Below are 23,215 nucleotides of genomic sequence, written 5' to 3'. Positions count from 1 at the left end.
AAGCCAGCAAAGCTGTTCAAATTCGTTCCCGACGAATTTGTCGCCCTAATGCCTACGGCAGGGCTCAAACACTCTGTGTCGACCAGAGCGGAATTCTAACCTGCATCTAGGATGAGCTTAATAAAATATAAAAAAGGCCGAACACTTGCGTACTCAGCCTGTGTAGTATAACAGAATTAACTTACCAAATCTTAACGCGCTGCTCTGGTGCTAAGTACATAGCATCGCCTTCTTTTACATCAAACGCAGTGTAAAACTGTGGAATATTTGGTAACAAACCAATAACGCGAATAGAGGGTGGTGAATGCGGGTCCGTCGCTAAACGCTGCTTCATTGCCTCATCACGGTATTTAGAGCGCCAAACTTGAGCCCAGCTAATAAGTACCCGCTGTTCACCAGTAAAGCCGTCCATTACCGGCGCAGTCTTGCCGCCTAATGAAATGTCATAGGCTTTAAGCGCTACGGTTAAGCCACCCAAGTCACCGATGTTCTCACCTAGCGTTAGATCACCATTCACATGATGGCCGGCTAATGGTTCGTACTGGCTGTAATGTGCACTTAACTTAGCGCCGCGCTCTTGGAACTGAGATTTATCTTGTTCAGTCCACCAGTTGCGTAAATTACCGTCGCCATCATATTTTGCACCCTGGTCGTCAAAACCGTGGCCAATTTCGTGACCGATAACGGCACCAATACCGCCATAGTTTACCGCGTCGTCTGCTTCCATGTTAAAAAACGGTGGTTGCAAGATAGCCGCAGGGAACACAATTTCATTATTCACTGGGTTGTAATAAGCGTTAACGGTTTGTGGCGTCATGTGCCACTCTTCTTTGTCAATTGGCTTACCTAACTTAGCGAGCATTTCGTCGTAACTAAAATGTGTAGCGCGAACAAAGTTACCTACTAAGTCATCAGCTTTAATTTCAAGCGCTGAATAGTCATGCCACTTGTTAGGATAACCAATTTTAGGCGTAAAGCTGGCTAACTTAGCCTGTGCCGCTTTTTTCGTTTCTGGTGTCATCCACTCCAATTCATTAATCGCCACTTCATAGGCTTTAATAATATTGGCTACCAGTTTCTCCATCCGTGCTTTGGCTTCTGGTTTAAAATGACGCTCTACATAAAGCTTGCCGGTTATTTCGCCCAGCACATCATCAGACGCATCTACCGCCTGTTTCCATCGTGGTTGCTGTTGCTCAATACCATTTAACGTAGTGCCGTAAAACGCAAACTGGCGCTCTGCAAAGTTGCTGCTCAGTTTACCTGCGTAAGCACCAATAGTTTTCACTGTTAGGTAATCCTGCCAGCTTTGAATATCTGAACTGCTAATTACTTTGGCAAAGCCGTCAAAGTATGACGGTTGACGGACAATAATGTCGTTAACACCGTCTAATTTTATGCTTTTGGCAAAAGCGGTCCAATCAAAGCTACCCAGATGGGTATTTAAATCGGCGCTGCTCATTTTGTTATAGGTTTTATCCGCATTACGGTTTTCTACCCGAGTCCAATGGTGCTTAGCCAAAGCGGTTTCAAGCGCAAGTACGCGCTCTGCCGCGGCAATAGCATTGGCATTACCGGCCATAGTAAACATATCGGTTAGGTAGGCTTTATAATCAGCTAGCAGTTTTTTGCCGGCTTCATCATCTTTAAAATAGTAATCACGGTCCGGTAAACCTAAACCACTTTGTGACAAGTACACACCATACTGGGTAGAATTTTTTGCATCGTTATTAACATACCAGCTAAATGGAATTGAAATACCATCGCGCTGTAAACTCGCAAATAATGCAGGTAATGCTGCTTTATCTTTTACCGCTTTTATTTGTTCTAATTGCGGCGTTAACGGGCTTAGGCCTAAGCTCTCAACCCGAGCATCGTCCATATAGCTTTTATAAAAATCACCCAGTTTTTGCTCATCTGAACCGGCAACTAAATTAGTGCGTGCCGATACGTCATCAATAATATCTTTTACCGCTTGCTGTGAATTGTCACGCAATACGTTAAACGCGCCATAAGTCGATTTATCAGCGGGTATTGCAGTTTCAGCCAACCATTTTCCGTTTACTGCGCGGAAAAAATCTTCGCTAAATTTTACTGCTGGATCAAAATATTGCTGGTCGATGCCTGATACCAATACTGACGCGGTTTCTACTGCCACCGGTTGTTGTGCTGTTGAAGTGGATTCTTGAGAGTTACATGCCACAAGGCCAAGTGCCAATGCCACAGAGGCGGCGGCTAAGGTAAGCTTTTTCATTCTTGTTTTCCTAAATTAGGTTACAAATTTTAACGCGCCTACATACTAACCTGAGCCTAGGCACCAGCACAAATTCAATGTTAGTAGAAGTTGTAACAAGTTATAAAAACGCTATGATGCTAATAACTTACCCGTACTTAAGACGGCATACATGGATAGATTAGAGAACGCCAACCAGCTATTTAGCTGGGCAGAGCAACAAAAACTTAACAGTTTACAGTTACAACAAGCGTCTGAACATGTGCCATTACAGCCGGCTATTGATGATTGGCTAGCCCATGCTAACCGAGTTTTACTCTTTGGCAGTGTATTACTACTAAGCAGTGCGGTTATCTTCTTTTTTGCCTACAACTGGCCATTAATGCACTATTTCAGCAAACTTAGTTTAGCCGCAGCAGCAGTAGTAGTTAGTGGTACTGTGGCGATATTTTGTCCGGTGCATAGCCAGTGGCAACGCGCGGCTTTACTCGGCTGCAGCCTATTTACTGGAGCCTTGCTGGCATTAATTGGCCAAACTTATCAAACTGGTGCCGATGTTTGGCAATTATTCGCTAGCTGGGCGGTGTTAATAACCCCTTTGGTATTATTGTCGAAAAGCCGCGGCAGCTATTTATTATGGTTTTGTTTACTTGAATTAGCCTTGTGGTTATACGTTGAAACAAATCAAATGTTTTGGCTGCTAGAGCGCGCAGAACCCCTGCTACAAATGGCTTTAGCAAATTTACTATTACACTTATTTTGCCTGTTTGCTTTACCTAAAATGTTGCCTAGCAACACCAAGCCACTACTCTGGCTTAGCGCAGTTGCGCTACTAATACCACTTACTTTTGGTGCTATGGTCGGTGTTTGGGACAACCAATACCAAGCTAACTTGGTCTGTTATTTGTTTATCGCAGCCGCACTCGCATTTTGGTACTTTCGCATGCAACGCGATTTGTTTATTTTTGCCCTGCTGTTATTTAGTGCTATTGGATTAGCAACCGCCGCCTTAGCAAGATTGCTTGAAACTGATGACTTCTTTTTTATCGCTAACTTACTGGCTGTATTTGTTATTGGCAGTAGCGCGAGCGCCGCCGTTTGGTTAAAAAAATTAATGCAGGAGCCAAACCATGCCGCGTAATTTAAGTTTAGCGTCAGCATTAAAGCAGGCCGGTATTATTGATCAAGCCCAAGCTCTAAAACTGCAGCAAAACGATACCCCTTGGTGGTTACAAGTAATACTTGGCATTGCCGCTTGGATTGCCTCAATTTTAATTCTTATCGCCTTTATCGGTCCTATTATTGCTTTAGCAGAAAACGATAGCGTGTGTTTTGTTGTCGGTGCGTTATTGCTGGGCGCGGCGTGCTGGCTGGCAATGCAACGCCAAGATTTTTTACAGCAAATGTCGACTGCGGTGGCGTTAGCTGGCCAAGGTCTATTAGTTTACGCCATATACAGCGCATTTAATTCTGACGACGAACTAGCCCGTTATGGCTGTGCCTTAATTAGCGCGGTATTGTTATTTAGCCCACTAACTCAGCTGCATCAACGTGTAAGTTTAAGCATTGGTTTAGTGTGTTTAATTTCACTGCTTAACTCTTCATTGTGGTTAGCGCTAGGTAGCAATTTACTGGCATTAGGCTGCTTGGTACTGTGGTGTAGCCGCCCAAAGTGGGCAACACTGGCCATGGCAAGCCGCATAAAAAGCGTACTTGAAGTTGTAACACTGGCAACACTTTGGCTGGCGTTGCATGGCCAAGGTATATTTTATGTCGATGATTACTATTGGCCCGCAGACCATCTATACATGGCAAGCACGCTATACAGCGCATTGGGTGCGATCTTGCTGCTTAGCACGGTATTTTGGCTTAGCCGCTTTGCCACAGTACCTAGCCGCTTATTACTACTTAGCGTAACAGCAGCACTATGCGTGCTACTGTATCCTGCATCTGGTTTACTGATTAGTGCTGCTTTTATGCTGGCCTGCTTTTATGCCTGCAGCATACGCTGGTACGCATTAAGCCTACTAAGCGTGCTAGTAGCCCTTAGTCAGTTCTATTACAGCATGCACCTCAGCTTATTTTATAAATCGGGCCTACTCGCATTAAGCGGTGGCGTATTGCTAGTGGGTTTAGCCTTATTACAGCGCTATCAGAAGAGGTTATTATGACGCAACGCCTGCAACGCTTCGCCATCGCTAGCGCAATTGCATTAATACTTATTGTCACCAGTTATACCATTTGGCAGTTTGAACGCACATTAGCCGATGGCCAAATTGTTAATATTGAGCTAGCACCGGTTGATCCGCGCTCGTTAATGCAGGGTGATTATATGGCGCTGGCCTTTGCTATTGATCGCGACCTACCCGACGACGCTGCGCAGTATAAATACGCTTGGCTAAGCCTAGATAACCAGCAGCGGGCCAGCCTGCACAGTGTCGCCAACGATTTACCAACCGACCTTGCGCTGGTTGCAGTATTACTGCGCCAACGCGATAACATCATTAGCATAGGACCCAATGCGTTCTTTTTTGCTGAAGGTACAGCTGATGTGTATGAGCAAGCGCGCTATGGCCAGTTTCGTATTGCTGGCAACGGTAAAGCGCTACTAACCGTAATGCTAGACGCTGAATTAAACCTGTTGGGTGATAACCTGCGCTAAGTAGTGTAAACGGCCGTTTATCGTATTAAATGGCCGTACTATTAAAATAACGACAAACCTAATTCTTCAGCAAATAAACTAATTAGTTTCATACCAACTACTGAATTGCCAAATTTGTTCAGTGCGGGGCTCCATGCGGTAATTACACCAAACTGCGGTACTATGGCAACAATAGCACCACCGACGCCGCTTTTGGCTGGCAACCCCACTTTAAACGCAAACTCACCCGACTGGTCATACATACCACTGGTAGATAAAATGGCATTAACCCGATGGGCATCACGTCGGCTACATACCTGTTCATTATTATGTGGTTGCACACCGCGATTAGCTAAAAACAATAATGATGTAGCGAGTTGCTGACAATTCATTGAAGTAGCGCACTGGTGAAAATAATGCGCTAACACTTGCGGCACTTCAGCTTCAATATTACCAAAGCTTTTCATCAAGTAAGCTAGCGCGGCGTTTCTATTGCCGTGTTCAAGCTCAGATAAATACACAGCTTGATCAGCGTAAATATGCTCGTTATTGGCTAAGCGACGAATAAAGGTTAAAAACGCATTTTTGCTCGCGGAGTAATGACTAACCAAAACATCAGACACCACAATAGCGCCGGCATTAATTACTGGATTTCGCGGAATACCCTTTTCCCACTCTAATTGCACAATTGAGTTAAAGGGCAAGCCAGATGGTTCCATATTCACCCGATGCCATAAATCATCGCCAAGACGATTCATCGCCATAACTAAACCAAATACTTTAGACACACTTTGCAATGAAAACGCGGTATCAGCTGCACCTGCTGTATGCAGTTGACCATCAATAGTCGCTACCGCGATAGCTGCCTGCTCAGGTGCTACGTTAGCTAAAGCGGGAATATAATTGGCCACTTTACCCTCACGGTATAGCGGTTGGCTTTGCTGCAACAATTGCTGCAATATCGAGGTAATGGCATGCGGTTGTTTCATAAACACCTATAACAAATTTAGGTTCATTATTTGCTGCGCAGTATGCACTATTTTAAGCTTAAATTCAGGTAGCTACCGTCACACAATTAGCGACAAGCATAAGAAATCCAACAAAAACGTAGGCTGCGGCTACTTTTTGTACTTAAACGCGCTTCAAAACTTAACTTTACGGCAATCTCAACCTGATTTACCACCTAACACAATATAATTACAAGTTAACTGCTTGGTTTATTGCTTTTAAACACGAGTTTAGCTATGGTATAAGCAACAGTGACTCAGTAGCACCACAACGAGACGCAGCCTATAGTGAATTAGCTTTAACTCCTCTAGATGTCTCACAGTACTATACCGAACGGTGAAAACCGTATTCGCGCCTATTTAGCCACACTGTTATCTAACCATGTTCCAATTACGCATGCTCTGGAGGCTATATGTTATTAAATCAAATTTCAGCTTTTTTTAGCTCACTAAGCACCAAAACCCGACGTTGTTTATTAATGTCTGCTTTGGTGCCACTAACACCATTAATGTTGCACAATACCATGCAGCAACTAGAAGATCGCAAACTGCGTAAACAAAATTGTGCCACGCCACTAAAAGTAAGCTTAGGCTGTGCAGTATATTTAGAATCGCCATACGATAATAGCTACAGTTGGCTAACCTTAGTGGCAACGCCGGATGCTAATCTGCAACAAGGCGAGTTGTCCATTTTGTCACCGCTGGGGCAAGCATTGTTAGGTAAAGATGTAGGCGATGAAGTGCAGGTAAAGGTTTTAGGCACCGCCATGCGCTTTGTCGTTGCTGAAATTACTAAAACACAAGCAGCGAATAATATTGAAGCGTCACCGTTATTCACCAAGCAAATTGTTTCTTAAATTGTTATAACCTAAAGCGGCTTGTTAATTTAACCTGCCGCTTTGCCATTCCAGCAACAAACACACGATATTCTAGCCAGCACATCGGTAACACTCTGGGCTACGTGGGCAACTATTGCCGCGCGCGCAAATTAGCTGCGCCGGCTTTTGTACACTGCGCGCTACCCAATTAATATTTAAAATATTTGCGACACTACTTAATGCCGTTTTAATTGTTGCTGGAATTTTTGCACCACCGGCACTGCTCACACATAACTGTTTTAACTCACCGGCCATGCTATCGGCGTCTACACCTTGCGCTAACAAAGCTGGATTTAAATCTATACCGGCACAAAGCACATGCGTATTACCCGCTAGATCTTTTACCTTAGTTGATTCACAACAATAAATTCGTGGCATACCATTAACGTCAAGCAGTGACAATTGCGCCGAGCTGGCTACATCGTCAACATCAAACATACGAAACACTGCCCAGTGCTGACAAGGATCTTGCACTTGGCGCATATTGCCCCACGGCAGGGGTATACCATTACCACGGTATACTGCTTTTAATTTTCCAGGGGTATAGGCATCAAAATAATGCCAATGTGTATAAGGCGATACGGCTGTCATACGACGCATGGCGACAGAAGCTGACACGCCAGCTTGTAAGTGCGAGCTTATTTCATAACCCTGCCGGTCAAGCAATTGGCGAAACGGTAGTTTAGGGCAAAGTAATGCGCCAGCAAAAAAACTCGACTCAAAATCACGCCAGGCATGCAAAATATCTTGTGGTTGCACACTACTCGATTGTGATGGCTCGTTGTCGTGCGCGCCACCTATCGACATACTGCTTTTAACGCCATCCTTGTTATGCAGCACCGCATGGCCAATGTGTACCGCCAATTCATATTTAAGCCTTGTTGGTACAGCTTTAAGTAAGCTATTTAAATACAGTGTACCAGGTGGCGTAAAATAAGAAGTTGACACATTTTTTGATAATACGCCCAACTCGTCTAATAACTCTTTTGGTGCCTCGTTAAACCAACGCACGGTTAAGCCAAGTTGTTTAGTAATGCGCATTAGATCATCAACACTCAATGGCATACGTTTTTGGCCGACATCTTCCGCGGCACGCTCTAACTCAGGAAAGTGGTTTTGGTTGTGTTCTTGATGAGCACGGATCAGTAACTGCGCAAACTGCTTACCGCTGGTGCCAGTTTGTGACAGCATTTCTGGTATAGCAATTTGTAAAATATCGTTCGAAAATAAAAAACCTGGCTCTAAGGCAATACCGCTAATGCCACCTTTATTGCCCTTTTCCGGCCTTAAATCTGGCACCGCATCGTCACCATCTAAAAACCAGTCCAAGTCTTTTTGAAAAACAGTCGCTATGACTTCCAGCATGCCAACACTAGGCGTGCGCTTACCGCGCTCAATCATCGACAGATAAGATACCGACGGTGCCTGTTCCGGGTTAATCCGAATACAGCGCGTCGATAAATCTTCCATCGTTAAGTTGTTGCGCTTTCTCAAGTTGCGGATTTTAGTACCAAGAAAATGCGACTTTCTAATTAGGCTTTTATTCGTTTTCATTTTGTAAAATTTACACTGTAAAATTTCTATTGTGAAATTACTCAATATTTTAGACTAGACTAGTTTTTAACCGATAGCAACAGCAGTACCTTTTGTTAAACATGTTAACAACAGCAAAAATAACGAGGACTTCATCATGACAACACTGGCCCAACATTACAGCACGACCACGCCAAACCAGACCGCTTGGATGGCGACTGAGCTAAGCGTAATTAACGAGCTTAATCAACGCCATGTCCGACAAGTCATGGATTATTCAAAAGGTTTTTTAGATAAAACCTTTCCACTGCAACAAGGTTCGCATAAAGAGGTATGCAGTTACGTAGTGTACTATCAGCAGTTACTTGCGTTTTTTGCTGATGGCAGCACCAGCGGCTTAGAAAACCCAGCCCAGTTTGTTGCCTTAAGCGGCCACCGCGAAGCGCCCAGCTCCATAGTGTTAAAAAACAACGGCCGCCATATCGAGCTGGTTTTAAATCGCAGTGGTACAACCGGTTGCCAAGACCAAGCCTGCATTGATGATATTCAATTACAAACTGCAGCACCGGATAACATTTGGTTCAGCATGGTTACCGGGCGCCAAGTTAATAGCATACATAAAGGCGATAAGCGCTTTACCTGCAAAGGTGGATTAAGTTACTCGCTAAGCTAGGTACGAATTAACCACGTTAAAAAAATAAAATTATAAAAACATTGCTCCATTTTGACCGGCGTAGCGTATAACGCCTGTAGTTTATTAAACTGAATAATTTTGGAGCTTTAAATATGATTAATTACGTAACCTTAGGTGTCAGCGATTTAGCCTCAGCAAAAGCATTTTATAGCGAGTTATTTGCGGAGTTAGGTGCAAAAATATTGCTAGATATGGACCGTATTAGTTTTTTTGGTAAAACCATGAAAGAACCCATGTTAGCGATATGTGTGCCGTTTAATAAGGAACCCGCACAGCCGGGTAATGGCAATATGGTATCGTTTGCACCCGGAAGCAAAGCAGCAGTAGACACGCTATATCATAAAGCTATCGCTCTTGGCGCCAGCTGCGACGGCGCACCGGGCCAGCGCATTGCAAACACTTTTTACGGCGCTTATGTTAAAGACGCCGACGGCAATAAACTGTGTTTTAGCTATTTTGGCTAGGCCGTAGCCAAATATGCAGATTAACAGCAACTTTAGCCAGCGTGTGGTGATACAACCTGAGCACTACCAGTTTATTGATTCACCGCTTGCTGGCGTCAGCCGCATGATGTTAGACCGAGCCGGCGCTGAAGTTGCTCGCGCCACCAGTATAGTGCGTTATGCACCTGGTAGTGGCTACAGTGCGCACACTCATAATGGCGGCGAAGAAATCCTAGTGCTCGACGGTATATTTTCTGACGAGCATGGCGACTACCCTGCGGGCAGCTATTTACGCAACCCACCGGGGAGTTCTCATCAACCGTTCTCAATTAACGGCTGCACACTTTTAGTTAAGTTATGGCAATTTGCTGCTGAAGATACGACGCAGCTCGTACTCAACACAAAGCAAGCCAACTGGCGACAAGGTTTAGTTGCCGGTTTATCTGTGTTACCACTGCATGAGCACAACGCTGTAAGCACGGCATTAGTGCGCTGGGCGCCAAATACGCAGTTTAGTCAGCATATTCATGCCGGTGGTGAAGAAATACTGGTGTTAGAGGGGCTGTTTTGTGATGAGTACGGCCAATATCCTGCCGGTAGCTGGTTAAGAAACCCTAGATACAGTAAACACACGCCGTTTACGCTAGCAGAGGGCGCTTTAATTTACGTTAAAGTTGGCCATCTTGATGCTGGTTTAATGGGTGATCGCTTTATTAACCCGCCACCGATGACAACATAATTATGCAACAATTTGATGCTGCCAGTTTAGCGCGAATTATTGAAATGGCGTGGGAAGATCGCACGCCATTTGAAGCCATAGAACAGCTTTACGGTTTAAATGAAGGCGCACTAATTACATTGATGCGGCAACAACTTAAGGCCTCATCATTTCGCTTATGGCGAACACGCGTACACGGCCGCAAAACTAAGCACTTAAAGCTACGTCACCCCGACATTAGCCGCGCATACTGCCCCAGCCAGTATAAAACCAGATAGCTTATTCCACCCGATATTTGTCACTCTAGCCTAGTGTCATTATTTACATAACGAAAATTTAACTAATATATTAAGAATACCGTCATTACTAATGATAAAATAGCTCCAACATAAATTTGGTATTCAGCACATGAGCAAAAAACTGGTGTTTTTATTCATCGTTACGCTGCTATTAGGTTATACCTGGGGCGCACTTAGCATTACTCACAATATTTTTCCTAAACCGCAACTGCGCGAAATCTTAGCATTAGTAACCGAAACGCCAGCGCAAGAAAAACATAACGACGAATGGCAAACGCAAGTTAATTTACATCAGCAGTCAAAACACGATGCCACTATAGCTATCGTCGGCGATTCGATTTCACATCGGGGTGACTGGGTTGATCTGTTAGACAGAAGCGACGTAGATAATCGCGGTATTAATGGTGACACTTCAACGTTAATATTGCAGCGCATTGACTCCGTTTATAAAGAGCACTATGCGGTATATCTGCTGATGTTTGGCATTAATGACTTTTTTCGTGAGGCCAGCGTTGATGACGTGTTTACGAATTACCAAAGCATTATTAGCAAATTAACACACAACAACGCCAAGGTTATTGTGCAATCGACACTGTATTGCGCACCAGAAAAAGCGCCATTTGGTTGCCACGATATCAATATAAAAATTGCTAAGCTTAACCAAAAATTGCAACAGCTCAATATGGCAAACGTCAGCTATATCGACATAAACGCCGTGTTATCACCAAGTGGCACACTAAACACCGAGTTTACTAATGACGGTATCCACTTAAACCTAACTGGCTACGAAAAATGGGCCGAGTTTATTAACCAAACAATGCTAAAGCGCCATAATTAACAATTTATTATTACCAATAAAAAAAGCCGCTATTGCGGCCTTTTTCGTTACTGGCTATTCATTGCTAGCAAAAAATTACTTTTTCTTCGCTTTCGGGTTTGGTAAGTCAGTGATTGAACCTTCGTACATTTCGGCAGCTAAACCAATAGACTCGTTCAATGTTGGGTGAGCGTGAATGGTTAACGCGATGTCTTCTGCGTCGGCACCCATTTCAACGGCTAAACAAATTTCACCTAACATTTCACCGGCGTTAATACCCACAATAGCGCCACCTAAAATACGGTGGGTTTCTTTGTCGAATATTAACTTAGTGAAGCCTTCTGTGCGGGCAGAAGCAATAGCACGGCCTGATGCAGCCCATGGGAAGGTTGCCGTTTCTATTTTTAAACCCTGCTCTTTGGCTTCTTTTTCAGTTATGCCAGTCCACGCCATTTCTGGGTCGGTATAGGCAACTGATGGAATGCAACGTGGGTCGAAGTAGTGTTTCATACCGGCAATAACTTCGGCAGCTACGTGGCCTTCATGTACCGCTTTGTGCGCTAACATTGGCTGGCCTACTACGTCGCCGATGGCATAAATGTGCGGCACGTTAGTGCGTAGTTGCTTGTCTACGTTAATAAAGCCACGCTCATCTACGTTAACACCGGCTTTAGCCGCGTCCATTAAGTTACCATTTGGCTTACGGCCAACAGCAACTAAAATTTTGTCATAACGTACGGCTTTTTCTGGTGCGTTTTTACCTTCAAAAGTAACGTATAAGCCGTCTTTCTTCGCTTCTACGCCGACAACTTTAGTTGACAACATAATGTTGTAATTGGCTTTGTTGTATTTGGTATAAGCTTTAACTAAGTCAGCGTCAGCGGCTGGTACTAACTGATCAGCAAATTCTACTACTGATACTTTAGAACCTAGCGCACGATAAACAGTACCCATTTCTAGGCCGATAATACCGCCGCCTAATACTAGCATTTCACCCGGAATATCTTTTAATTCCAGCGCGCCGGTTGAATCGATAACACGGTCATCATCTTTTGGAATAAACGGCAGTGATACTGGCTCTGAACCCGCAGCAATAATAGCGTGTTCGAAAGTAATAGTGGTATCGCCTACTTGTAAGGTATTAGCACCGGTAAATTTACCGTAACCGTTAACTACCTTAACTTTACGCATTTTTGACATGCCAGATAAACCAGTAGTTAACTGGCTAATAACTTTGTCTTTCCAGCTGCGTATTTTGTCTAAATCAATTTGCGGTGCACCAAAAGTAACACCGTGTGCCGCCATATCACGCGCGTCATCAATAACTTTAGCAACGTGTAATAACGCTTTAGATGGAATACAGCCTACGTTTAAGCACACACCACCTAAGGTGCTGCGGGCTTCAACTAGGGTAACTTCTAAGCCTAAATCTGCTGCGCGAAATGCTGCAGAGTAACCGCCAGGGCCAGCGCCCAGCACCACAACTTGGGTTTTGATTTCGTTGCTCATCTTATTACCTTTCATTATCGGGTCGGTTTACTGACGGCTTAACTTAAGCTACAGCCATCAGGCGAAAAAAGTGGCAGAATTTTAACACCCTGCCTGAACGATGTCCCGTAACTTTTCTGTACGGGACACAATTTGCCTAGTTACATTATAATTTGGCGGATATCGGCCAAGTAGCTTGCCAACGTTGCGGTAAAGCGAGCTGCTAATGCACCGTCGATCACCCGGTGATCATACGACATACTTAGCGGCAGCATAAGTTTAGGTTCAAACTCTTTACCATTCCATTTTGGCTTAATATCCGACTTAGACACACCTAATATGGCCACTTCTGGTGCGTTAACAATAGGCGTAAACGCTGTACCGCCAATACCGCCTAAGCTAGATATGGTAAAACAGCCACCTTGCATATCGCTGGCGGTAAGCTTGCCATCACGCGCTTTTACCGAAATATCTTGCAGTTCGCGCGATAGCTCAATAATGCCTTTTTTGTTTACATCTTTTACCACTGGCACAACTAAGCCGTTTGGTGTGTCTACAGCAATACCTATATGCACATATTTTTTCAAGATTAAGCTAGCGCCATCATCTGACAGCGAGCTGCAAAATGTGGGGTAATCTTCCAGTGCTTTGGCGACCGCTTTCATAATAAACACCAGCGGTGTGTATTTAACACCCAGTTTTTTCTTTTCGGCAAGGGCGTTTTGCTCTTTGCGGAAGTCTTCTAAACCGGTGATATCGGCTTCATCAAACTGGGTAACATGTGGAATGCGTACCCAGTTACGATGTAAATTAGCGCCCGATAACTTTTGAATACGCGATAAAGCTTTAGTTTCAACCTCGCCAAACTTAGCAAAATCAACTTTTGGCCAAGGAATAAGATCAAAGCCCATGCTGCTGCCAGCGCCCGAACTTATTGCACCTGAGCTAACCTGTTGCACTAGCTGCTTCACGTATTGTTGTACGTCTTCTTTAACTACACGGCCTTTACGCGCTGAACCTGTAACCTTGGCTAAGTCAATGCCAAACTCGCGGGCTAGGCGGCGCACTACTGGTGAGGCATGCGCATAGGCGCTATTAGCAACAAAGCTGTCATTGCTTACGCTAACGGCAGTGTCTACTTTAGCTGCAGCGGCAACTGGTGCGGCTTCAGTTTTAACTTCAGCTTTAGCTACCGGAGCCTCTACCGTCGCTTCAACTGCGCCACCTGTAGTTTCAAACACCATAATTAGGCTGCCGGTAGAAACCTTATCGCCAATCTTAATTTTTATTTCTGTTACTTTACCAGCAAACGGTGCCGGTAATTCCATTGCCGCTTTGTCGCCTTCAACACTAAGTAGTGACTGATCTTCAGTAACGGTGTCACCCACTTTTACCATTATTTCAGTAACTTCAACCGCGTCACCGCCAATATCTGGCACTTTTACCTGTTGTAACGCCGTTGTCGCTTGCGCGGCGGCTACAGGCTTAGTTTCAGCTGCCGTTTCCGGTTTTGCTTCAGCTTTTTCCGCTGTAGCGGGTGCTGCACTTTCACCTTCAAAGGTCATCATTAGGCTACCGGTTTTCACCTTGTCGCCTACTTTTACATTAATACTTTTTACCACACCGGCTTCTGCTGCTGGCAGTTCCATTGCGGCTTTGTCACCTTCAACACTTAATAGTGACTGATCGGCAACCACTTTGTCGCCAACCTTAACCAGAATCTCGGTCACTTCAACTTCGTCAGCACCAATATCCGGAACATGAATTTCAATGGTCATGGCTAATCCTCTTATGCGTACAGCGGGTTGATTTTATTGGTGTCGATGCCAAATTTCTTAATCGCATCAATTACCACGTCTTTTTTCAACTCGCCTTGCTTAACTAGCTCGCTCAGTGCTGCAACCACAATGTAGCTGGCGTTTACTTCAAAGTGCCGACGTAAGTTAGCACGGCTATCTGAACGACCGTAGCCATCAGTGCCTAGCACCTTGTAAGATACTGCTGGAACAAAAGCACGCACTTGGTCAGCATAGTTTTTCATATAGTCGGTAGCGGCAATAGCGGGTGCACTGTTCATTACTGTCGCAATGTAAGGCGTTTTCGCTTCTGCATCTGGGTGCAGCATGTTAAAACGGTCGACATCTTGGCCGTCACGCGCTAATTCGTTAAACGAGGTAACTGAATATACATCTGACGCTACGTTGTAATCTTTGCTTAATATCTCTGCGGCTTTGCGTACTTCTTTTAAAATGGTACCCGAACCTAATAGCTGTACTTTACCGCGATCGCCATTTAACGACTCAAGCTTATAAATACCTCGACGAATACCTTCTTCCGCGCCTTTTGGCATAGCTGGGTGATGGTAGTTCTCGTTCATTACCGTAATATAGTAATAAATGTTTTCTTGCGCTTCGCCATACATCCGACGGATACCGTCTTGAATAATTACAGCTAATTCATAAGCATACGTTGGATCGTACGACACACAGTTTGGTACAGTGCTCGCGAGAACATGGCTATGGCCATCTTCGTGCTGTAAGCCTTCACCGTTAAGTGTAGTACGCCCTGCAGTAGCACCTAAAAGGAAACCACGCGCTTGCTGATCACCGGCTAACCACGCCATATCGCCTACCCGCTGGAAACCAAACATCGAGTAGTAAATATAAAACGGGATCATCGGTAAATCGCTGGTGCTATACGAGGTAGCCGCGGCAACCCAAGATGACATGGCGCCTAGCTCGTTAATACCTTCTTGCAGTACTTGGCCGCCCACGTCTTCTTTGTAATAGCTTACTACCGAGTGATCTTCTGGCTTATAATTTTGACCGCCTGGGTTATAAATACCAATTTGGCGGAATAAACCTTCCATACCAAAGGTACGCGCTTCATCGGCAACAATAGGCACTATTTGCTTACCAATATGCTCGTCTTTTAGCAGAATATTTAGCATCCGCACAAATGCCATAGTAGAAGAAATATCACGTTTTTGCTCTTCTAACAGGTTATCAAATGCACTTAACTCTGGCAGCGTTAATGGCTTAGTAAATTTCGGCAAACGTACTGGCGTATAACCATGCAACGCTTGACGACGGTCGTGCAAGTACTTCAGCTCTGGTGAACCTTCTGGCAACTTAATATAAGGTAAGTCGGCAACTTGCTCTTCGGTAATGTAATCTTCAAGGCCTAAACGCTTACGCAGTAACAGCACGTGCGTCATGTCCATTTTTTTCACTTGGTGCGCAATGTTTTTACCTTCAGCCGCTTCACCCATGCCATAACCTTTTACGGTTTTGGCTAAAATAACGGTTGGCTTGTCGGTGCATTCTTGCGCGGCTTTAAACGCTGCATACAGCTTTGATGGCTCGTGGCCGCCGCGTTTTAAGGCAAAAACTTCTTCATCGGTCATGTCGGCTACTAAAGCCAGTGTTTCTGGATAACGACCAAAGAAGTTTTTCCGTACATAGGCGCCATCGTTGGCTTTATAGCGCTGATAGTCACCATCAATGGTTTCGTTCATTAGCTGTAACAGCTTACCCGTGGTGTCTTTGGCTAATAGCTTGTCCCAACCACGGCCCCACACAACTTTAATTACGTTCCAGCCAGCGCCACGGAATAGGCCTTCTAGCTCTTGAATAATTTTACCGTTACCCATTACTGGGCCGTCTAAGCGCTGCAAGTTACAGTTAATTAAAAAACACAGGTTGCCAAGCTTTTCACGGGCAGCAAAGGAAATAGCGCCGCGTGATTCTGGCTCGTCCATCTCGCCATCACCTAAAAAGGCGTATACGCGTTGTGCACTGGTATCTTTTAAACCACGGCCGTGTAAATATTTTAAAAACCGCGCTTGGTAAATAGAGGCTATTGGGCCTAAGCCCATCGACACTGTTGGAAACTGCCAAAATTCAGGCATTAATTTCGGATGTGGGTAACTAGGTAAACCGTTACCGTCCGTTTCTTGGCGGAAACTGTTTAACTGCTCTTCTGTTAAGCGGCCTTCAACAAAGGCACGGGCATAAATACCCGGAGAAATATGGCCTTGATAGTAAACTAGGTCGCCACCGTCTTTCTCGTTTGGCGCACGGAAAAAGTGGTTAAAACAGGTTTCATAAAATGCGGCGGCAGATTGATAAGACGCCATATGGCCGCCTAAATCTAGCTCTTTTTTCGAGCCGCGCAGCACTATCATTATAGAGTTCCAGCGGATCACCGAACGAATGCGGCGTTCAAGGTTAGCATCGCCCGGATAAGCCGGTTCTTGCTGCGGCGGAATAGTATTAATGTAGTTAGTCGTAATGCCGGTAGGCATGCTTACGCCTTCTAGCTTGGCTTCTTCTAATACTTTTTCAAGCAGAAACTGCGCCCGCTCTACCCCTTCAGTGCGAACAACTGATTCCAGCGCTTCAAGCCACTCTTTCGTTTCTAGAGCGTCAATGTCAACTTTACTGACTTCAGACATATCGAGGTTCCTTTGGTTATGCGCGCCGGTGCTACACCTGCCTATGCGCGTTAAAAATGATGATTATCCCTGTTGGGTGCGACGCAACGCTCGTTCAATACGTGAACGTTCTTTGCCTACTTCCAACAGTGCTTCTTCTATATAGGCCAGATGACCATTGCTAGCTTGGCGTGCCTGCTCGGGCTCACCATTAATGACCGCCTGCATCAACCGTTGCCGATGCGAATTCAGCTGGCTGACAATGCCTTCTTTTTGCTGCAGCGTTTCCAAATTTAATTGAATATTCTGCTCTACCAGCGGCATTAAACCGCGCACTAGGTGCAACAACACCACGTTGTGCGACGCTTCGGCCACTGTTAAGTAAAAACCGCCCACGGCTTTGGCTTGGGCTTCTAAATCATTTAACTGTTGCGCTTGGCAAATGGCGTTGTACTGCGCGGTAATTTGCGCAAAATCTGCCTCTGTACCACGCAGTGCCGCGTAGTAGGCACAAATGCCTTCTAACGCATGACGAAACTCTAGTAAATCAAATTGCGATTCAGGATGCCGAGCAATTAGCTCAAACAACGGATCAGTAAGGCCAACTGCCAAATTATCGCAAACATAAGTACCGCCACCTTGGCGTCGCGTAATTAAGCCTTTAGCTTCCAGCTTTTGAATTGCCTCGCGCAGTGATGGCCGCGACACCGCAAACATCTCGGCAAGATCACGTTCTGGCGGCAGTTTTTGTCCAGGCGTAAAGCTCCCTTCAAGCAACATATTTTCTAGTTGCTCGACTATGCGATCAGAGAGTTTTGCTGGTTTAATTTTCAAATCTGCCATGCTGCTTTAGGCGTTTCCTGTAGTAGGGCTTAAACTGCCAATGTAAATTGGTCTTACCAATAATATTTAAGTGGCGATAAGGTAGCAGTTTCTGCTTAGTAAGTAAATAAAGCAGAGAATATTGGCGAAAGCAAAAGCGGAATATTGTTAGAGTAATGGCTCAGGATAATGACAAGGTGGTAGATAACATTAAAATTGGTCTGACCAGACCATGATGATTAATCTATTTATAATCAAAAATTGCCGTTCACTCATCGGTTACAACGTCTTCTGTGCTCGCACCAGAACTACGTTGGGCTGTCCTGCCCAACGCCGGAGGCCAGCGGAGCTGTTCAAATTCGTTCCCGACGAATTTGTCCCCCGCCTTCGGCAGGGCTCAGACACTCTGTCGCTGCGCGCTGAAGGGTTCCAACCTCTATCTAATTCATCGCGATGAAATAATGCTTACAAAGGCTAGAATAGTCACGTCGCGGCCACAGATAATTTCGCGATAGCGAAGGCGGGCAAGTAATTCGCTTGGAGCGAATTGCGTAAGCGCAGCTGCCCGCATGGTTGAGGGCAGGACGCCCGAAACGCCACTGTGGCAAGCAAAGTGGCTATTGTAGCCGATGTTCCGAGCTTCGATGTCGGTTGCAACGCCTTCTGTGTTAGCGTGACTAAGCAAGTTCGAAAAAACTACTATACTAGTTTACCCTAACCACCCTGTTAAGGTAAGAATTGCCGCAAAAGCTAAAAAGAACAGCATATTACGTTTTGCCAGCTGCAACATAGTGCTGCTATCTTCTAATGTATTTAAGCTTTCCGCGGGTATAGGCTCGGCGGCCATTGCCACTTCAGCCAATACTTCTTCGTTGTCGGCAGTAAAATCTAAAAAGTAACCCAGCAAGCTTGCCGAAGCACGAGAAAAATTACCCACCAAAGCAAAGCCTAAGGCAAATAACCGAGTAGGAAACCAATTAGCCCAGTGCGCAATACAAGGTACGGCATTGTGCTCAGTACGCAGGCAAGCGGCGTACGCTGCGGTGTCATCTTCAGCTACCGCTTCTTGTAAATGACGCACCAGCACATAGGTAATAACGCCAAACACACCTAAGATTAAAAACCAAAACACCACTGCAGCGTAATAGCGGAAATTTAACCATACCAATATTTGGCCATAGCTACTTTGCTCGCGGTTACTGCCCATATCAGTGCGAATTTGCTGCATAGCAATAAAACCGGCTTCTTCATCGCCGCGGTCCATCGCATTTAAATATTGCTTATATAACTGACGATAATGCCAACAACCAATGCCGACTAACAGCACTAGTGTGTTTACCACTAAATACAATAAATGGCTGCCAGCCAGATATAACGGCAACGCGACTACGGCGCCCGGTAGTAATAACCAAATATACTGCCCCAAACGATGGTGCGCTAATTTAGCTAAACCTGAATTTGCCGTAAAACGCACATAAGAGCGGCAATAACCACTGGCTTGCCATGCGTCGCTGCGTACTGCCAAACGTTCAATAATTAACGCTAGCAACATACTAATTAATGTCATAGAAAAAACTCCCTTACCGCACTTCGGTAGCGCATCCAATCAAACGCGATGCCAGGGTCAGTTTTCCGCCCCGGCGCAATATCACAGTGCCCAACTATACGTTCTGGCGTAATCGCTGGATGTTGCTGCACAATAAAATAAGTTAGCGCAGCCAAGCTTTGATATTGTTGCTCAGTATACGGCAAATTGTCGGTGCCTTCTAATTCAATACCAATAGAAAAATCGTTGCAACGCTCGCGTCCAGCAAATTGGCTTACGCCAGCATGCCAAGCCCGATGCGAAAATGGCACATAATTGAAAATGCGACCGTCGCGCCAAATTACGCAATGTGCGGACACCCTTAAACCTTGCAAACACGCAAAACTCGCATCAGCATTCGTATCTAATGTACCCATAAATAATGCATCAACATGGCTCTGCTCGGGCACTGAGGCAAATTGCCCTGCCGGCAAGCTAATATTGTGGATCACTAGCAGGCTAACGGCTTCACCTTCAGGGCGAGCATCACAATGTGGGCTTTGGCGAATAAACATCTCAGGTGGCGTCAGGAACTTCAGCGTAGTCATCAGAAATTTTGCCTTTATCTGGCGGTGTCAGTAAGCTATGACGCTATTGTCTGTGCTGAGGATTATTAATGCAAGCACCTGAACCCGCCAACAAGTATGGTAAGACCTTTGCCATTATTGCTTGGCTTATTTTAATGCTGCTACTGTTTTTATTTTTTCAAGACACCATTACTAAGCAACTTAATCCGAACCGCCAGCTGCATAGTGTCCGCGGCAGCCATGGTGAAACCCGTACAGTGTTAACGCGGAATAAAAGTGGCCACTATGTTGGCACCGCTTTAGTTAACAATACGCCGGTTAATTTTATGCTCGACACCGGCGCAACTACGCTAGCTATTGATAACAAAACCGCAAAACAGCTTAACTTAGCTTTTGGCAAAGCCATATTAGTTAACACTGCCAATGGCACAACTCAGGCCTACCAGAGTAGAGTAAACAGCTTACAGCTAGGCGACATTATTCTGTACGATATCGCAGCAGTAATAGTGCCAAATTTAGGCAGCAGCGAGATATTACTGGGCATGAGTGCGCTAAAACAGTTAGAATTCCACCAACAAGATAATCAACTTACGCTTATTCAGCACAATTAATTATGCACACTAACTATACTACACAGCTACAACAAGAAACCACTCGCGCTGTTAGCAGTGCGTTAGCCGAAGATCTTGGCTTTATGCCATTAGATACCGGCGACATTACCGCGTCGCTTATTCCGCCACATCAGCAAGCCACCGCCACTATTATTACTCGCGAAGATTGCGTGATCTGCGGCACTGCTTTTGTTGACGAAGTATTTCGCCAATTAGGTAACGAAGTAAACATTACCTGGCAAGTAAAAGATGGCGATAAAGTAAAAGCCAATGCCGTACTGTGCCAACTTAGCGGCCCGGCGCGCATTTTGCTAACTGGCGAGCGCACCGCGCTAAACTTTATGCAGTTATTAAGCGGCACCGCAACCACCACCGCTTACTACGTGCAGTTTTTAGCCGGTTCTAATACCAAGTTGTTAGATACGCGTAAAACCATTCCTGGCCTGCGCTTTGCACAAAAATACGCCGTTACCATGGGTGGCGGTAAAAACCACCGTATTGGTTTGTACGATGCCTTTTTAATAAAAGAAAACCACATTGCCGCCGCAGGTTCTATTGCTAATGCAGTTGCAACAGCAAAACATAACTTTCCCGGTAAACCGGTTGAAGTAGAAACCGAAAACATGCAGGAGTTTAACCAAGCCCTTGCTGCCGGCGCCGATATTATTATGTTAGACAACTTCAGCTTGGCCGATATTATCGCAGCTGTAGCGCTTAACGCCGGCAAGGCTAAACTTGAAGTGTCAGGCAACATAACTAGTGAGCGTTTAAGCGAGCTAGCAGCAACGCAGGTAGACTATATTTCTAGTGGCGCGCTAACCAAGCATGTACAAGCGGTAGATTTATCTATGCGCTTAAATGTTAACTTCTAACCTGTAGCTAGGCCGCGCGCTTTAAGCCAAATAGTAACGGCGTTATCGTGGCCAATTAAACTTTTACTCGCACCACGAGTCATAGCGCCATAACCGTTTTACAGGACACCCGAATGCAACTCAGTGGCACAGTAGTATATTGGCATGACGACAAAGGCTACGGCTTTGTCGTCTGTGAGCAAACTACTGAGAAACTGTTTTTTCACATTCGTGACAATACACAGCGTAACCTGCGGCCACAAAACGGCGACCGGCTACAATTTAGCCTGCAACAAGACCACAAAGGCCGCAACATCGCCGCACCGTGGCAGCTTATTAGTGCTAACACCAAGACAAACACTAACCAAATCTCGGCAACACGCTCTAAGCTTAAATTGGCAGGCGAGCGAGACATTGCCCACACCAACTACATTGCCTTAATATTTCGTATCATCGTATTGGTTGCCGTTATACTCGGCTTATTATTTGGCAAGCTGTTATATGTGCTACCCCTACTTTATATAGAAGCCAGCTTATTTACCTATTGGCTATATAAAGCCGACAAAGACGCCGCCATCGCCCGCCACGGCAGCCGCTTAACCGAAGAAAGCCTGCAACTATTTAGCTTAATTGGTGGCTGGCCCGGTGCCTATATCGCCCAGCAAAAATTAGCGCACAAACGCAGTAAACGTTCATTTCGCCGCGAATTTGCTTTAGTTATTTTAGGTAACAGTCTGTTAATTATTTGCCTGCTTTCACCATGGGGGCAGCAATTTTTAGCCCGTATGGCTATTTGGGCCTAACCTAGGGTTAGAGCCAATAATTAACGCTGGCTCATACTTAGAGGGTCAGATCCAACTGTTAAATATTTGCTAATTCTGGATCTGACCCTCTAAGTAATTAACGCTGGCAACAAGGCTTCGGGTAGCGGTAAATGGTTTAATAATAGCGACAGAATGCAAAAATAGCGGTAAAAGGTACAAATATTAGAGTGTAAAATTAATCCTTTAGTACTACTTTTAAGTTATTTTTTTGCGCAATTAATTAATAATCTTGTTATCTGGCAGTAACTTATTAAAAACGTACCAAAACTTTTATAAATAACTTGCGCCGTTAGCAAAAATGGCCAAAATATCTAATAGCCCAACGGCGATTTAAACTCAGGAGATACACATGAACAACATGAAACGCGTACAACAAGGTTTTACCTTAATTGAATTAATGATCGTAGTAGCGATTATAGGTATTTTAGCGGCAGTAGCATTACCTGCTTACCGTGAGTACGTTGCTACATCATACGGCGGCCAAGCAATGAAAGGCATTTCAGCTTATGTAACAAAAACACAAGCATGTATCCAAACTGGTATTGGTTGCTCAAGTTTAGCAACAGAAATTGGTTTAGAATCTAAATTTATAACTGGAACAACTGCAGCACCAGCGGAAGCAACTTTAGCAAAATTAATATGGGAAAATGACGGCTGCGCACTTACTGCAGATTTAACAGCTGATGGCGGTTTAACTTACACCATGGCTATTGGTACAAAGGCTAAAGCAGATTTACCTCAGTGTAAAAAAGGTGCTGGTTTAGGTAGTTAATTATTATTTATCCTAAAGCACTTCGCGTCGCGGGGTG

Annotated in this window: 22 protein-coding genes; 13 read left to right on the top strand and 9 right to left on the bottom strand. The window is 44.9% G+C overall.

The genetic code is table 11. The features are described from left to right. Window positions 1–181: 181 nt before the first annotated feature. Window positions 182–2,254 (bottom strand): M13 family metallopeptidase, encoded by a 2,073-nt coding sequence (locus tag MN199_RS01605; RefSeq protein WP_335738212.1) that lies wholly within the window; start codon window positions 2,252–2,254, stop codon window positions 182–184. 151 nt (window positions 2,255–2,405) lie between these two features. Here MN199_RS01605 and MN199_RS01600 point away from each other — a divergent pair, with 151 nt between their 5' ends. Genes MN199_RS01600 through MN199_RS01590 form a run of 3 tightly spaced genes read left to right on the top strand, consistent with a single transcriptional unit; the run spans window position 2,406 to window position 4,895 of the window. After that, window positions 2,406–3,374 carry a DUF2157 domain-containing protein gene (locus tag MN199_RS01600; protein ID WP_335738211.1) on the top strand — a complete coding sequence of 323 codons (969 nt, stop codon included), beginning with the start codon at window positions 2,406–2,408 and terminating at the stop codon, window positions 3,372–3,374. After that, a complete protein-coding gene (locus MN199_RS01595) occupies window positions 3,364–4,404 on the top strand; it encodes a DUF4401 domain-containing protein (RefSeq protein WP_132581672.1) in 1,041 nt (346 codons plus the stop codon). The genes MN199_RS01600 and MN199_RS01595 overlap by 11 nt, the downstream gene beginning before the upstream one ends. Continuing rightward, entirely contained in the window at window positions 4,401–4,895 is a 495-nt protein-coding gene (locus tag MN199_RS01590; RefSeq protein ID WP_335738210.1) for a GDYXXLXY domain-containing protein, read from the top strand. Before MN199_RS01595 ends, MN199_RS01590 begins: the two co-directional genes overlap by 4 nt. Window positions 4,896–4,936: 41 nt before the next feature. Here MN199_RS01590 and glsB read toward each other — a convergent pair whose 3' ends face one another. After that, window positions 4,937–5,863: a glutaminase B gene (glsB, locus tag MN199_RS01585; protein WP_335738209.1), complete on the bottom strand. Its 927-nt coding sequence runs from the start codon at window positions 5,861–5,863 to the stop codon at window positions 4,937–4,939. Window positions 5,864–6,294: 431 nt separating this feature from the next. Here glsB and MN199_RS01580 point away from each other — a divergent pair, with 431 nt between their 5' ends. Continuing rightward, entirely contained in the window at window positions 6,295–6,738 is a 444-nt protein-coding gene (locus MN199_RS01580; RefSeq protein ID WP_132581666.1) for a GreA/GreB family elongation factor, read from the top strand. A 72-nt stretch (window positions 6,739–6,810) separates the two neighbouring features. Here the strand turns inward: MN199_RS01580 and MN199_RS01575 are convergent, their stop codons facing one another. Then, window positions 6,811–8,313, bottom strand: coding sequence for a DUF3612 domain-containing protein (locus MN199_RS01575; protein ID WP_335738208.1), 1,503 nt, complete (start codon window positions 8,311–8,313; stop codon window positions 6,811–6,813). Between the two features lie 136 nt (window positions 8,314–8,449). On the opposite strand from MN199_RS01575, the gene MN199_RS01570 reads away from it, so the two are divergent. The 5 genes from MN199_RS01570 to MN199_RS01550 all read left to right on the top strand — a co-directional run bounded on the left by MN199_RS01570 (window position 8,450) and on the right by MN199_RS01550 (window position 11,284). Then, a complete protein-coding gene (locus MN199_RS01570) occupies window positions 8,450–8,965 on the top strand; it encodes an aldolase/citrate lyase/malate synthase family protein (protein ID WP_132581663.1) in 516 nt (171 codons plus the stop codon). A 113-nt stretch (window positions 8,966–9,078) separates the two neighbouring features. Further along, window positions 9,079–9,450 carry a VOC family protein gene (locus MN199_RS01565; protein ID WP_132581661.1) on the top strand — a complete coding sequence of 124 codons (372 nt, stop codon included), beginning with the start codon at window positions 9,079–9,081 and terminating at the stop codon, window positions 9,448–9,450. Window positions 9,451–9,463: 13 nt separating this feature from the next. Continuing rightward, entirely contained in the window at window positions 9,464–10,168 is a 705-nt protein-coding gene (locus MN199_RS01560) for a cupin domain-containing protein (RefSeq protein ID WP_132581659.1), read from the top strand. 2 nt (window positions 10,169–10,170) lie between these two features. Then, complete coding sequence (locus MN199_RS01555) at window positions 10,171–10,425, top strand: TIGR03643 family protein (protein WP_335738207.1); 255 nt, start codon at window positions 10,171–10,173, stop codon at window positions 10,423–10,425. A gap of 130 nt (window positions 10,426–10,555) precedes the next feature. Next, window positions 10,556–11,284 carry a GDSL-type esterase/lipase family protein gene (locus MN199_RS01550; protein ID WP_335738206.1) on the top strand — a complete coding sequence of 243 codons (729 nt, stop codon included), beginning with the start codon at window positions 10,556–10,558 and terminating at the stop codon, window positions 11,282–11,284. Between the two features lie 75 nt (window positions 11,285–11,359). Here MN199_RS01550 and lpdA read toward each other — a convergent pair whose 3' ends face one another. The 6 genes from lpdA to ampD all read right to left on the bottom strand — a co-directional run bounded on the left by lpdA (window position 11,360) and on the right by ampD (window position 20,141). Then, window positions 11,360–12,772 carry a dihydrolipoyl dehydrogenase gene (gene lpdA / locus MN199_RS01545; protein ID WP_335738205.1) on the bottom strand — a complete coding sequence of 471 codons (1,413 nt, stop codon included), beginning with the start codon at window positions 12,770–12,772 and terminating at the stop codon, window positions 11,360–11,362. A gap of 140 nt (window positions 12,773–12,912) precedes the next feature. Then, on the bottom strand, window positions 12,913–14,529 hold the full coding sequence (gene aceF, locus MN199_RS01540; RefSeq protein WP_132581652.1) for a pyruvate dehydrogenase complex dihydrolipoyllysine-residue acetyltransferase: 1,617 nt from the start codon (window positions 14,527–14,529) through the stop codon (window positions 12,913–12,915). Window positions 14,530–14,540: 11 nt separating this feature from the next. Continuing rightward, window positions 14,541–17,207 carry a pyruvate dehydrogenase (acetyl-transferring), homodimeric type gene (aceE, locus tag MN199_RS01535; protein WP_335738204.1) on the bottom strand — a complete coding sequence of 889 codons (2,667 nt, stop codon included), beginning with the start codon at window positions 17,205–17,207 and terminating at the stop codon, window positions 14,541–14,543. Window positions 17,208–17,270: 63 nt separating this feature from the next. Further along, window positions 17,271–18,029 (bottom strand): pyruvate dehydrogenase complex transcriptional repressor PdhR, encoded by a 759-nt coding sequence (pdhR, locus tag MN199_RS01530; RefSeq protein WP_132581648.1) that lies wholly within the window; start codon window positions 18,027–18,029, stop codon window positions 17,271–17,273. 688 nt (window positions 18,030–18,717) lie between these two features. Further along, the gene (gene ampE / locus MN199_RS01525) at window positions 18,718–19,575 is read right to left on the bottom strand and encodes a regulatory signaling modulator protein AmpE (protein WP_335738203.1); all 858 of its coding nucleotides are present in this window, start codon (window positions 19,573–19,575) and stop codon (window positions 18,718–18,720) included. Continuing rightward, window positions 19,572–20,141, bottom strand: coding sequence for a 1,6-anhydro-N-acetylmuramyl-L-alanine amidase AmpD (gene ampD, locus MN199_RS01520; RefSeq protein ID WP_335738202.1), 570 nt, complete (start codon window positions 20,139–20,141; stop codon window positions 19,572–19,574). The genes ampE and ampD overlap by 4 nt, the downstream gene beginning before the upstream one ends. A gap of 68 nt (window positions 20,142–20,209) precedes the next feature. Between ampD and MN199_RS01515 the strand changes: the two genes are divergently transcribed. From MN199_RS01515 to MN199_RS01500, 4 genes are all read left to right on the top strand, one after another. Beyond that, window positions 20,210–20,731 (top strand): retropepsin-like aspartic protease family protein, encoded by a 522-nt coding sequence (locus tag MN199_RS01515; RefSeq protein WP_335738201.1) that lies wholly within the window; start codon window positions 20,210–20,212, stop codon window positions 20,729–20,731. A 2-nt stretch (window positions 20,732–20,733) separates the two neighbouring features. Beyond that, the gene (nadC, locus tag MN199_RS01510) at window positions 20,734–21,603 is read left to right on the top strand and encodes a carboxylating nicotinate-nucleotide diphosphorylase (RefSeq protein ID WP_335738200.1); all 870 of its coding nucleotides are present in this window, start codon (window positions 20,734–20,736) and stop codon (window positions 21,601–21,603) included. A 113-nt stretch (window positions 21,604–21,716) separates the two neighbouring features. Then, window positions 21,717–22,385 (top strand): cold shock and DUF1294 domain-containing protein, encoded by a 669-nt coding sequence (locus MN199_RS01505; RefSeq protein WP_335738199.1) that lies wholly within the window; start codon window positions 21,717–21,719, stop codon window positions 22,383–22,385. A 370-nt stretch (window positions 22,386–22,755) separates the two neighbouring features. Then, window positions 22,756–23,178 carry a pilin gene (locus MN199_RS01500; protein ID WP_418338060.1) on the top strand — a complete coding sequence of 141 codons (423 nt, stop codon included), beginning with the start codon at window positions 22,756–22,758 and terminating at the stop codon, window positions 23,176–23,178. The last annotated feature ends 37 nt before the right edge of the window (window positions 23,179–23,215 follow it).

Origin of the sequence: Rheinheimera metallidurans (genome assembly GCF_036983985.1) — a bacterium.
Lineage (GTDB): Bacteria > Pseudomonadota > Gammaproteobacteria > Enterobacterales > Alteromonadaceae > Alishewanella > Alishewanella metallidurans.
Note: the sequence above shows the minus strand (reverse complement) of the source record. Positions and strands in the feature narration are given on the sequence as shown.

Excerpts from the sequence above, each read along its gene's own strand:
- MN199_RS01555 (WP_335738207.1), top strand. The coding sequence starts at position 10,171 with ATGCAACAATTTGATGCTGCCAGTTTAGCGCGAATTATTGAAATGGCG.
- nadC (WP_335738200.1), top strand. The coding sequence starts at position 20,734 with ATGCACACTAACTATACTACACAGCTACAACAAGAAACCACTCGCGCT.
- MN199_RS01500 (WP_418338060.1), top strand. The coding sequence starts at position 22,756 with ATGAACAACATGAAACGCGTACAACAAGGTTTTACCTTAATTGAATTA.
- pdhR (WP_132581648.1), bottom strand. The coding sequence starts at position 18,029 with ATGGCAGATTTGAAAATTAAACCAGCAAAACTCTCTGATCGCATAGTC.
- MN199_RS01505 (WP_335738199.1), top strand. The coding sequence starts at position 21,717 with ATGCAACTCAGTGGCACAGTAGTATATTGGCATGACGACAAAGGCTAC.
- lpdA (WP_335738205.1), bottom strand. The coding sequence starts at position 12,772 with ATGAGCAACGAAATCAAAACCCAAGTTGTGGTGCTGGGCGCTGGCCCT.
- ampE (WP_335738203.1), bottom strand. The coding sequence starts at position 19,575 with ATGACATTAATTAGTATGTTGCTAGCGTTAATTATTGAACGTTTGGCA.
- MN199_RS01565 (WP_132581661.1), top strand. The coding sequence starts at position 9,079 with ATGATTAATTACGTAACCTTAGGTGTCAGCGATTTAGCCTCAGCAAAA.
- MN199_RS01580 (WP_132581666.1), top strand. The coding sequence starts at position 6,295 with ATGTTATTAAATCAAATTTCAGCTTTTTTTAGCTCACTAAGCACCAAA.
- glsB (WP_335738209.1), bottom strand. The coding sequence starts at position 5,863 with ATGAAACAACCGCATGCCATTACCTCGATATTGCAGCAATTGTTGCAG.
- MN199_RS01605 (WP_335738212.1), bottom strand. The coding sequence starts at position 2,254 with ATGAAAAAGCTTACCTTAGCCGCCGCCTCTGTGGCATTGGCACTTGGC.
- MN199_RS01515 (WP_335738201.1), top strand. The coding sequence starts at position 20,210 with ATGCAAGCACCTGAACCCGCCAACAAGTATGGTAAGACCTTTGCCATT.
- MN199_RS01590 (WP_335738210.1), top strand. The coding sequence starts at position 4,401 with ATGACGCAACGCCTGCAACGCTTCGCCATCGCTAGCGCAATTGCATTA.
- MN199_RS01570 (WP_132581663.1), top strand. The coding sequence starts at position 8,450 with ATGACAACACTGGCCCAACATTACAGCACGACCACGCCAAACCAGACC.
- MN199_RS01560 (WP_132581659.1), top strand. The coding sequence starts at position 9,464 with ATGCAGATTAACAGCAACTTTAGCCAGCGTGTGGTGATACAACCTGAG.
- MN199_RS01575 (WP_335738208.1), bottom strand. The coding sequence starts at position 8,313 with ATGAAAACGAATAAAAGCCTAATTAGAAAGTCGCATTTTCTTGGTACT.
- MN199_RS01550 (WP_335738206.1), top strand. The coding sequence starts at position 10,556 with ATGAGCAAAAAACTGGTGTTTTTATTCATCGTTACGCTGCTATTAGGT.
- ampD (WP_335738202.1), bottom strand. The coding sequence starts at position 20,141 with ATGACTACGCTGAAGTTCCTGACGCCACCTGAGATGTTTATTCGCCAA.
- aceF (WP_132581652.1), bottom strand. The coding sequence starts at position 14,529 with ATGACCATTGAAATTCATGTTCCGGATATTGGTGCTGACGAAGTTGAA.
- aceE (WP_335738204.1), bottom strand. The coding sequence starts at position 17,207 with ATGTCTGAAGTCAGTAAAGTTGACATTGACGCTCTAGAAACGAAAGAG.
- MN199_RS01600 (WP_335738211.1), top strand. The coding sequence starts at position 2,406 with ATGGATAGATTAGAGAACGCCAACCAGCTATTTAGCTGGGCAGAGCAA.
- MN199_RS01595 (WP_132581672.1), top strand. The coding sequence starts at position 3,364 with ATGCCGCGTAATTTAAGTTTAGCGTCAGCATTAAAGCAGGCCGGTATT.